Genomic DNA, 10,200 nt, shown 5'->3' on the forward strand with positions numbered 1-10,200 from the left:
GCACTGTCCATGAGCGTTTCCGGCTGTGGTGCGGTGGCCGCGGGCACACGCTCCGGGACGGCCCAGCCACATCGGGCTGGTGGCCGATGACGCGCGGCGCCTTGTTGTGCCGTGCCACACTGGACGGACGGGGACGGCTGACGGTCCGTCCACGGCCGACCATGCCCGGGGTGATGCGGCCCACGGGGAAAGGAGTAGCAGTGGCGGTGCGACTGAACTGCCCGTGCGGCGAGTTCATCGAAGGTGCGGACGAGGACGAGCTCGTCGAGAAGACCCAGACGCACCTGGCGGAGAACCACCCCGGTCACGAGTACACCCGCGACCAGATTCTCTTCCTGGCCTACTGAGGCCGGCTTACCGAGCCCGCCGACGCGCAGGCCGCTGGCGGCAGGGTGCCAGCGGCGATTCGTCGGGGGCCCGTGCGGTCGGCTCCTGCGCCCGGCGCACGCTTCGTGCGCGCCGGGCGCAGGAGCCGCCGTGGGGCCAGTCCGGTCAGGGGCCTCGCTGGCGGGGCGTCCTCCTGGTCATCCGGCGCCGGGTACCGTCACGTTGCGCTCGTTGAAGCCGAAGCCGTTCTGCGTGGCGGTCTGCTGCAGGCTGGTGAACGCCTGCTCGGCGCTGTTGACGTCCGCCTCGGTGGCGGTTCCACCGCGCAGGCGGCCGGTGAGAGTGGAAAACGTGTTGCGTACTGACTGGGTCGCTCGACACAGGCTTGGATTCGCCAGCGCGAAACCGTTCGCGACCTTGATCTCATGGACGACGAAGACCCCGGCGATCGCGGCCTTGGCAAAGGTGCGCTTGCGCTTGTCGGCACCGGACTTGAAGCCGCCGTTCTTCAGCGGCTTGTAGATGTACCGGTGGAAGGCTCCGAGCGCAAGGCCGGAATGCAGTGCAAAACGGGTCTTGGCAAACGCCTTGGTGTTTCCGTTTGTCGGGCACGCGCCGCTGAACTCGGCGTCCGAGGACGTCGATGTGGCGGAGCTCCCAGTGACCGACGACGAGGACTTCGGCCCGCAGCCAACCAGCAGCACCAGGGCCAGCAAGGAGGCCGTGACCGCTGCCAGACATCGCGCGTTACGCACGCTTGTACCCTTCTGTCCTCGGCGAACGTGACCTCGGCGGCGCCACGGTAGGGCTGGTCCGGGGCGGGACGAGGCGGTGGCCGTTGGCCACCTGTCCGAGGCGTCGCGAAGCCTACCGATGATCAGCTCTCCGCGCGGGCCGTCGTCGGATATTGGACGCCACCGCACTCCGGCGGCCGCGGGGGTGCGGGCCGGCCAGACGACGCCGGGCGTCCGCGGGCGGGTGGTCGGGGTGGTCGGGGCCACTCGGGCGGGGGGATTCGGTCGGGTGCTCCGACCGTGGAGGGAAAACGCGCCCCGACCATTGTTTTCGGCACTAAAAGGCGACACGCTGCGACTGTCCTCGGTCCGCTCGCTGTCACGTTCGGGCGGTCATGTCGTCGGCCCGGGTAGGCTCCGGAAGAAGATGGCTCAGGCATTCTTCCGGTATTCGTGGAAACGCGATGCGGGGCTTCTGAAGGGAACAGGGGCGGATCACGTGGGTGATAATCCGGTACTGGCTCCGGAAAGCACCGCGGTGCGGGTCGCGTTGTGGCGGGCCCTGCATGTCCAGCTCGACCCGCCGCCGCACGTGCTGGCCGACGAGGTGGGGTTGGCCCTGGTCGAGCCCGGCGACGGTTGGCGGGGGCGTCCGGACATGGACCCGGGGGCGACCCGGCGCATCCGCGCGTCCATGGTCGCCCGCGCCCGACTGCTGGAGGATCTGCTCGCCGAACAGGTCGCGCGCGGGGTCGGTCAGTATGTGATTCTCGGCGCGGGGCTGGACACCTTCGCCCAACGCCGGGTGGATCTCGCCGCCGGGCTGCGGGTGTTCGAGGTCGACCAGCCCGGCCCGCAGGAATGGAAACGTCAACGGCTGGTGGCGGGCGGGTTCGGCGTCCCGCCGTGGTTGCGGCTGGTGCCGGTGGATTTCGAGGCTGACGGTGACTGGTGGCCGCGGTTGGTGTCCGCCGGTTTTGATCCGACCAGGCCCGCCGTGGTGGCCGCCACCGGGGTCTCCCAGTACCTGACCAAAAGCGCGACGGCGGCGACGCTGCGTCACAGTGCTGTCCTCGCGGCTGGTTCGACGCTGGTCGCCACGTTCATGCTGCCGGAGGAACTCATCGAAGCGCGGGAGCGGCCCGGGCACGCCCGGACGCGGGCCTCGGCGCAGGCCGCCGGCACACCCTTTCTCAGCTTCTTCACGCCGACGCAGTTCCAGGATCTCGCCCGCGGGTGCGGCTTCGCCAGCACGCGGCACGTGTCCGCCGCGGACCTCGCCGAGCGCTACTTCACCGGCCGTCCGGACGCACTACGCCCGTCCAGCGTGGAAGATCTGATCGTCGCCACCGTCTGACCGCGACATCGCCCCGGCCCGAGCAGGTCGACGGCGAGCATGGGTGAGCCCCTCGCCGGCGAGTTCCCTCTCGACCCGGGTGAGCGTCCGCTCGTCGATGTCGGCCACCAGGATCGTCCGGCCGGCGCCGAGACGGCGGGCCACCGACACACCCATACCGCCCGCGCCGACGATCACCAGTATCTGGCCGCTCATGCGGCTCACCTCCGCGTCCACGTCGACCGGCGTCACGATGACCGTGGTGACGATGGCAGACCGGACATTCGTGGGCAACCGGCCCGGCCGGGCGCCGCGGAAGGTGTTCGCACCGGTCACCGTCACCGCCCGGTCGCGGCCAGGGCGGCGCGCGACCGCCCTGGTGTGCCCTCCGGCGGTCGGGGTATCGCAGCTGTGGGGTGAGCATCAATGGTCACGTGTCTGGGACCGCGCGCCAGGGTGCGTGCGCCGAGTACCGCACTGGTCGAGCTGCTGGAGCTGCTGCGCCGCCGGCTGCACATGGAGATGGCCTGGCTGGGACGTCTGGACGGGGACCTGCTCGTCGTCCAGGTGATCAGCGGCCGGGAGCTCCCGCTGGGCTTGGTGGCCGGCAGCACCGTGCGTCGCGACCAGAGCCTGTTTCGCCATATCCTGGCCGGCGATCTGCCGAACCTGATCCCCGACACCTGGAGCGATCCGCGGACCGTGTCGCTGGCCCCCGTCCGCGAGCTCGCGGTTCGGGCCTACGCCGCGACCCCCGTCCTGGACGCGGACGGCCGGACCTACGGCCTGGTGGGTTGCCTGAGCCGGCAGCCGCAGCCATCGCTGGGCGATCGGGAACTGCGACTGCTGAACCTGCTCGCCGGCCTGCTCACCGGCTACGTGACCGATCTGCACCGCATGTGGGAGTCCCGTAGCCGGATCTGGCGCCGCATCCAGGGCGTCATGGAGGAAGGCGCGCCCCACATGCACTTCCAGCCGATCATCGACCTGCAGAGCGGCCGGACGATCGCGGTCGAGGCGCTGTCCCGCTTCCGCACGCACGCCGTCCCCGAGGAGGTGTTCGCCGATGCGGCGCAGGTGGGCCTCGGCGCCGAACTGGAACTGACCGCGGTCGACCGGGCGCTCGCGATGCTCCCGCAGCTCCCACCCGACATCCGCCTCGCGGTGAACGCGTCCCCCTCCGTCGTCACCAACCAGCTCGCCGACCGTTTCCTGCGCACCGGACGCCCGGAGCAGCTCATCCTGGAGCTCACCGAGCGTGAGTACATCGCCGACGACGATGACGACCTGTTCGCCGTGGTCGAACGCCTGCGTTCGCACGGTGTGCGGATCGCCCTGGACGACGTGGGCACCGGGTACGCGGGGCTGGGCGTCCTGTTGTGCCTGCGCCCCGACATCATCAAGCTCGACCAGTTCATCGTGCGGGACATGGCCGTCAGCCCCGCCCACGCCGCCGTCGCCGCCGGGATGTCACGTATCGCCGACGGCCTGGGCAGCGACGTGATCGCCGAGGGCATCGAGGCCCCCGCCGATCTCGAGGCCGTGATCGGCGCCTCCATCGGCTACGGCCAGGGTTTCCTGCTCGGCAGCCCGCGCGCCGACCTGACCGGTCTGGGCCGCTTCTCCGGGATCTCCGGCCATCCGTTACGACCACTGACGGGCGCCAGACCCCGGTAGGCCCCCTCTCCGGTCGCGGTCTGGGTGAGCGGGATCTACCGGGGTTCGGGTGGCTGCTCGGAGGGGTGGACCAGACCGATCTCGTAGGCGAAGACGACTGCCTGGACGCGGTCACGAAGCTCGAGTTTGGCCAGGATGCGTCCGACGTGTGTCTTGACCGTGGCCTCCGACAGCACCAGCCGGGCGGCGATCTCGGCGTTGGACAGGCCCGCGGCGACCTCGTGCAGGACATCGCGTTCACGTTCGGTGAGCCGTTGCAGACGCCGGTCCGCCGGATGGGTGCTGGGCCGGGGTCGGGGGTCGGCCGCGGGGTGGGGTGCCGCATCCGGTGCGGCGTCCGGTGCGGCGGGGAGGCGGTGGGCGAAGGCGTCGAGGAGCCGACGGGTGACGCTCGGGGAGACGACGGCGTCTCCGGTGGCCACCGCCCGGATCGCCGAGAGCAGGTCGGCCGGAGGAACGTCCTTGAGCAGGAAGCCGCTGGCTCCGGCGCGCAGGCCGGCGAAGGCGTACTCGTCCAGGTCGAAGGTGGTGAGGATGAGCACGCGTGACTCGCCGCCGGCGGTGACGATCGCGGCGGTCGCCTCGATGCCGTTCATCGTCGGCATCCGCACGTCCATGAGGACGATGTCGGGGCGTAGTCGTCTGGTGAGTTCGACGGCCTGGGCTCCGTCCGCGGCCTCACCGATCACGGTGATGTCCGGCTGCGAGTCGAGCACCATGCGAAAACCCATCCGCAGCAGTGGTTGGTCATCGACCAGCAGCACCGACGTCACCGCCCCGGACGATCCCGGTGCGTGGGCCGGCTGGGACGGATCAGCGGGGACGGTCACCCTCAGACCCTCCCATCGCGGGTGGCACCGCCCTCGTCGGTTGTCCGCAGGCCGACCGCGACGGGGATCCGGGCCCGCACCTGCCAGCCGCCGTCGCGCAACGGACCGGCCTGGACGGTGCCGCCGTAGACGGCGCTGCGCTCCCGCATGCCCACAAGGCCCTGTCCGCCCCCGGTGACATGCCCTGCGGTCGTGGCGGTCGTGGCGGTCGGGGTGGGGGTGGCGGCGGTGGGGTGGCGCCGCCCGGTGTCGCGGATGTCGACGCGGACGGCGCGCCGGTCGTAGGCCAGCTCCACGGTGGCGGTGGCGCCCGGACCCGCGTGTTTCAGGGTGTTGGTGAGCGCCTCCTGGACCAGCCGGTACAGCGTCAGCTGCACGCCCGCCGGTAGCGGCAGCGGCAGCGGCTTACCGTGGGTGGTGAGGCTCACCGGCAGGCCGGCGCCGCGGACCTGGTCGATCAGGGAGTCCAGGTCGTCCAGGCCGGGTTGCGGGGCGGTGCCGTCGACGGTGCCGTCGGTGCGCAGGACGCCGAGCAGCCGGCGCATCTCCGCCAGCGCCTCCCGCCCGGTCCGCGAGACCTGGGCGATCGCCTGCAGCGCCGGCCCGTCCGGCCCGGTCGACGCCCTGGTGCCGGTGGATGCCCCGGTGCCGGTGGATGTCGTGGTGTCAGTGGATGTCGTGGTGTCAGCGGGGGCCGCGGTGCCGGCGGTCAGGGCGAACTGGGCGCCGTCGGCCAGGGCGATCATCACGGACAGGTTGTGGGCGACGATGTCGTGCATCTCGCGGGCGATGCGGGCACGTTCGGCGGCGGCGGCGATCTGGGCCTGCTGGTCACGTTCCCGCTCCAGGCGGTCGGCCCGGTCGGTGAGGGTGGCGAGGTAGGCCTGCCGGGTGCCCGCGTTGCGGCCGAGCACCCCGGCGGTGACGGCGACGAGCCCCAGCACCACCACGTTCGCGAGGAACGGCGCGTGGTTGCGTTCCCGCCAGCCGATCCCGGCGAGCACGACACCGATGCTGACCACGATCGTCGCGACCAGACGCTGCCGGCGCGTCCCCAGCCTGGCCACCGTGTAGAACGCGATCGGCACCCCGAAGTCCGGGTCGACCACATGTCCGACCAGCAGCTGCAGCAGACCCGCCGCCACGCAGACGGCGAACACCGCGACCGGATACCGGCGCCGCCAGATCAGCGGTGCCACGCCCAGCACGGCGAGCACGATCGTCGCGGTCTGCCGGCTACCCGACGTCCAGGCCAGGGTGTTGAGCAGCGCCGCCCAGGCGAACAGGCCGAGGAAGGCGGCGAGGGCTGCGTCCACCAGCGTCGGATGGCCCCGCAGGAACCGTCCGGCCCTCCCGTGGCGCATCCGTCCGAGCACGACCCCCGGCTCCGCCGGTTCGGGCGCCGTCCGGTCCATGACCGCCAGCTGGTCCCGCTGGGCCGGTGGGGCCGCGTCCGGGAGCGTCGTCATGGTGGCCATCGTGACCTTTCCTGGCCGGGTAAGCGATACCGCCACGTGGGTGGGACGGCGTCGGTACGGCGCCGCGGGGCGCCGGGTGAGCGGCGCTCAGACGTCCCGGCGGACAAGGACGAAGGCGGCGGCGGTGAGGGTGACGACGAGGTAGGCGACCAGGACGAGCGCCCCGTGGGTGGGGGAGGGCAGGCTGGACGAGCGGACGACCTGCATCAGCGCGTCGCCGGAGGTGGACGGAAGGTAGTCGCTGATCCGGGCGAGGTTGTGCGGCAGCGCGCCGACGATCTGGGGGAGCACGAGCAGCACGCCGAACAGCACGCCGATGGCGGCGGGAGTGCTGCGCAGCAGGGTGCCCAGTGTCAGACCGAGCACGCCGATCGCCGAGACGAAGAACGCGGTGCCCAGCACGGCGCGGACCACGCCGGGATCGGACAGCGCGACGTCGATGTGCCGCGGGGCGAGCATGGCCTGGCCCGCGGTGAAGGCGATCAGGTTGGCGACCGCCATCAGGGTGAAGCTCACCGCCGCGAAGACCGCGACCTTGGCCCACAGCACCGGCAGCCGGCGGGGTACCACCCCCAGGGTGGCGCGGATCATCCCGGTGGCGTACTCGCCGGAGATCATCAGGACGCCGAGGACACCGAGGGCGAGCTGGGCGAGGTACATGCCGCTGAGGCTGGTCGCGGTGGCGTCGAAGGTGCGCTTGTCCTCGACGGTGTAGTGATCCCAGTTACTGGCCGTCGCCTTGGCGAGCACGACGCCGAGCAGGATGGTCACCGCGAGGGCCGCGGCCAGGGTCCACGCGGTCGAACGCAGCGAGGTGATCTTGGTCCACTCGGAGCGCAGCACCCGCAGCTGGGTGACGCGCTGCTGTGGCCGGGCGTGCCGGGACGAGGGCGAGGACGGGGACGGGGACGAGGGTGACGTGGCGTGCGGGGTGCCCGCGGTGATCGTCTGCGTGCTCATGTCGGGTGCTCCGATTCGAGGATGCCGAGGTGGGCGAGGCTGGTCCGTGGCGAGGCCGGTCACGTGGCGGGGCTGGTCACGTGGCGGCCGTGGCGTATTCGACGGCGTCGCGGGTGAGGGCCATGAAGGCGTCCTCGAGGGAGACCTGGCGGGGGGTGAGTTCATGCAGGACGATGCCGGCGGTGCGGGCGAGGGAGCCGATCTGCTCGCTGGTGCGGCCGGTCACCTCGAGGGTGTCCGCCGAGGTGGCGGTGACGGTGGCGTCGATACCGCCGAGCACGCTGCGTAGCGCCGAGGTCTCGGGGGTCCGCACGTGCACGGTGGGCGGAGACGCGTTGGCGATGACCTCGGCCACGGTGGTCTCGGTGATCAGGCGGCCGCGTCCGACGACGACCAGGTGGGTGGCGGTCATCGCCATCTCGCTCATCAGGTGGGACGACAGGAAGACGGTGCGTCCCTGCGCGGCGAGGTCGCGCAGCAGGTCGCGGATCCAACGGATGCCGTCGGGGTCCAGGCCGTTGACCGGTTCGTCGAGGATGAGCGTGGCCGGATCGCCGAGCAGGGCGGACGCGATGCCCAGCCGCTGGCCCATCCCGAGGGAGAACCCGCCGGCCCGCTTGCGGGCGACCTCACGCAGACCCACCAGGTCGATCACCTCGTCGACCCGGCGGCGTCCGATGCCGTGGGTGCGGGCGAGGGCGAGCAGGTGCTTGGCGGCGCTGCGTCCGGTGTGGATGGCGCGGGCCTCGAGCATCACCCCGACCTCGTGCATCGGGGCGGCCGCGTCCCGGTAGCGGCGGCCGTTGACGAGCACCTCACCGCGGGTGGGGCGGTCCAGGCCGAGGATCATGCGCATCGTGGTCGACTTGCCGGCGCCGTTCGGGCCGAGGAAACCGGTGACCACACCCGGCCGGGCGGTGAAACTCAGGTCGTGGACGGCGACCTTGTCGCCGTACCGCTTCTCCAGTCCGCGTGCCTCGATCATGTGAGTTCAGGTCCCGTCTCAGGTGCCGTTGGCTGACACCGAGAACGTTAGGGATCTTCGGGGCTGTTGCCGTCCGCCGCGAGGCCGATCTTCGCCGGCGCCCGCGGCGGCCCGTCCACCTTCAGGAGTACGCCCCAGGTCGGAGGGATGTCGGATACCCGGCCGCCGTCCGGGGAGCTCCGTCGCGTCGTCCCGACGAAGCTCCCCGGCGACCCGGACCGAGCGGTGGTTACCGACGGTCGGGCAACGCGGTCGCTGCGATCATGCTCCCGGGACCAGTTCGCCCTGATCCAGCAGCGTGACCTCGGTGTCCGCCGTGTCCGAGAGCAGCGTTGTCAGGTAGGCGGCGAGGGCGAGGACGGTGCGGTGGTTCCACAGCAGGGTCGCGGGCAGGGCGAGACCCAGCTCGCGTTCCAGCGCGATCCGGATGGACGCCGACAGCAGCGAGTCGACGCCGGCCTCGGTGAGTGGCTGGTGCGGGTCGAGGGCACTGACGTCGGTGCCCAGGACGGCCGCGACCCGGCCACCGACGATGCCGAGCAGATGGTCGGTCAGCTCGTGGCCGCGCAGGCCGACCCAGTCGGGGACGTCGCGGGGCGCTGTCGTCTCGGCCGGTGCGACCTCGGCGAGCAGCGCCGGACGTGGTCCGGTGTGCCCGCGCGATACTCCGAGGACGGCGACCATCGGTGCGGCGGACGGCGAGCCGACCGTCTGATCGAACGCGCGCAGCGCCTCGTCCGGCGAGATGGACGTGGTGCCGCGGGCGGCGAGTTCCAGGTCGGTGGTGTCACCCGCGGTGGCCATGCCCAGACCCCGCCAGCTCGTCCAGGCCAGACTCACCGACGCGCCGGCTCCGCCCCCAGCTCCAGCCCCAGCGCCGGTCCCGGTCCCAACGCCAGCCGCAGCCGCAGGTCCGGATCCGGATTCGGGCTCAGATGTGGACTCGGCGGTGCGGCGGTGGGCGGCCAGGACATCCAGGAAGGTGTTGGCGGCGGCGTAGGCGCCCTGGCCGGGCAGGCCGAGCAGCGGGCCGGCGGAGGAGAACAGCACGAGGAAGTCGAGGCTGCCCGGGGGGAACAGCTCGTGCAGCACCCACGCGCCGGCCACCTTCGGGGCGAGCACCTCCTGGAGGTGCCGGTCGTCGAGGCGACGCAGCAGATCGCCGTGGACGACCCCGGCGGCGTGCACGATCCCGCGGATCGGCGGCAGTTGCAGCCGGTCGAGCGCCCGCCGCAGGCCGGTGCGGTCGGTGACGTCCGCCGCGACCGTCAGGACACTCACCCCGGCGGCCTCCAACCGGCCGATCGCGCGTACCCGCGGATCGTCGGGCGTCCAGGTCGCACGGGACGGTAGCGGGCTCCGGCCGAGCAGGACCAGCCGCCGGGCGCCCCGGGCGGCCAGATGTTCGGCGAGGACGAGCCCCAGCACCCCGAGACCACCAGTGATCAGGTAGGTGCCGTCGGGCCGGCAGACGAACGGCTCCGCGCCGCGCGGCGCCGCCGTGACCAGCCGCGGGACCCGCACGTCGCCGGACGCGTCGAGGGCGAGCAGGGGTTCGGCGGGTGGGGCCGCGAACAGGTCGACGAGCCGGTCGGCGGCCAGCGGGCCGGCGGGGACGTCGACCACACCACCCCAGAACTCGGGATGCTCGGTGGCCGCGATCCGACCGAGCCCCCACAACGGAGCCTGACCGAGGGCGGCCGCGTCCACGGCGTCCCGGACGCCCCTGGTCAGGCACCACAGCCGCGGCCGCGGCTCCGGGAGTTCGGCGATGCGCCGCACCAGCTCCGTGAACGCCCACGCGCCGCGCGCCGCCGCGTCCGGCACCGCCGCCGCGTCCGGCACCGCCGCCGCGTCCGGCACCGCCGCCGCG

The 10,200-nt window shown here is 72.3% G+C and carries 10 protein-coding genes; 3 read left to right on the forward strand and 7 right to left on the reverse strand.

Annotated features, from left to right (window positions below; all coding sequences use genetic code 11):
- The first annotated feature begins 200 nt into the window (after positions 1-200).
- Positions 201-347 carry a DUF1059 domain-containing protein gene (locus tag G6R24_RS13950; protein ID WP_163549684.1) on the forward strand — a complete coding sequence of 49 codons (147 nt, stop codon included), beginning with the start codon at positions 201-203 and terminating at the stop codon, positions 345-347.
- A gap of 177 nt (positions 348-524) precedes the next feature.
- Here G6R24_RS13950 and G6R24_RS13955 read toward each other — a convergent pair whose 3' ends face one another.
- Positions 525-1,082 (reverse strand): hypothetical protein, encoded by a 558-nt coding sequence (locus G6R24_RS13955; protein ID WP_163549685.1) that lies wholly within the window; start codon positions 1,080-1,082, stop codon positions 525-527.
- A gap of 478 nt (positions 1,083-1,560) precedes the next feature.
- Here G6R24_RS13955 and G6R24_RS13960 point away from each other — a divergent pair, with 478 nt between their 5' ends.
- Positions 1,561-2,418: a class I SAM-dependent methyltransferase gene (locus G6R24_RS13960; protein ID WP_225438507.1), complete on the forward strand. Its 858-nt coding sequence runs from the start codon at positions 1,561-1,563 to the stop codon at positions 2,416-2,418.
- Here the strand turns inward: G6R24_RS13960 and G6R24_RS13965 are convergent.
- Complete coding sequence (locus G6R24_RS13965; RefSeq protein WP_163549687.1) at positions 2,374-2,613, reverse strand: hypothetical protein; 240 nt, start codon at positions 2,611-2,613, stop codon at positions 2,374-2,376. The two genes, G6R24_RS13960 and G6R24_RS13965, sit on opposite strands and share 45 nt — an antisense overlap.
- 240 nt (positions 2,614-2,853) lie before the next feature.
- Here G6R24_RS13965 and G6R24_RS13970 point away from each other — a divergent pair, with 240 nt between their 5' ends.
- Complete coding sequence (locus G6R24_RS13970; RefSeq protein ID WP_225438508.1) at positions 2,854-4,074, forward strand: EAL domain-containing protein; 1,221 nt, start codon at positions 2,854-2,856, stop codon at positions 4,072-4,074.
- Positions 4,075-4,109: 35 nt separating this feature from the next.
- Here G6R24_RS13970 and G6R24_RS13975 read toward each other — a convergent pair whose 3' ends face one another.
- From G6R24_RS13975 to G6R24_RS23370, 5 genes are all read right to left on the reverse strand, one after another.
- Positions 4,110-4,805: a response regulator gene (locus G6R24_RS13975; RefSeq protein WP_244957293.1), complete on the reverse strand. Its 696-nt coding sequence runs from the start codon at positions 4,803-4,805 to the stop codon at positions 4,110-4,112.
- Positions 4,806-4,906: 101 nt separating this feature from the next.
- Positions 4,907-6,373, reverse strand: coding sequence for a sensor histidine kinase (locus G6R24_RS13980; RefSeq protein WP_163549689.1), 1,467 nt, complete (start codon positions 6,371-6,373; stop codon positions 4,907-4,909).
- A gap of 96 nt (positions 6,374-6,469) precedes the next feature.
- Positions 6,470-7,342, reverse strand: a complete 873-nt coding sequence (locus tag G6R24_RS13985; RefSeq protein ID WP_175087890.1) for an ABC transporter permease — start codon at positions 7,340-7,342, stop codon at positions 6,470-6,472.
- A 76-nt stretch (positions 7,343-7,418) separates the two neighbouring features.
- Positions 7,419-8,327: an ABC transporter ATP-binding protein gene (locus G6R24_RS13990; RefSeq protein WP_163549690.1), complete on the reverse strand. Its 909-nt coding sequence runs from the start codon at positions 8,325-8,327 to the stop codon at positions 7,419-7,421.
- Positions 8,328-8,588: 261 nt separating this feature from the next.
- Positions 8,589-10,200 (reverse strand): beta-ketoacyl reductase (locus G6R24_RS23370; RefSeq protein ID WP_163549691.1); only part of this gene is annotated, 1,612 nt, incomplete at its 5' end.

It is taken from the genome of Candidatus Frankia nodulisporulans (assembly GCF_902806475.1).
GTDB lineage: Bacteria > Actinomycetota > Actinomycetes > Frankiales > Frankiaceae > Frankia > Frankia umida.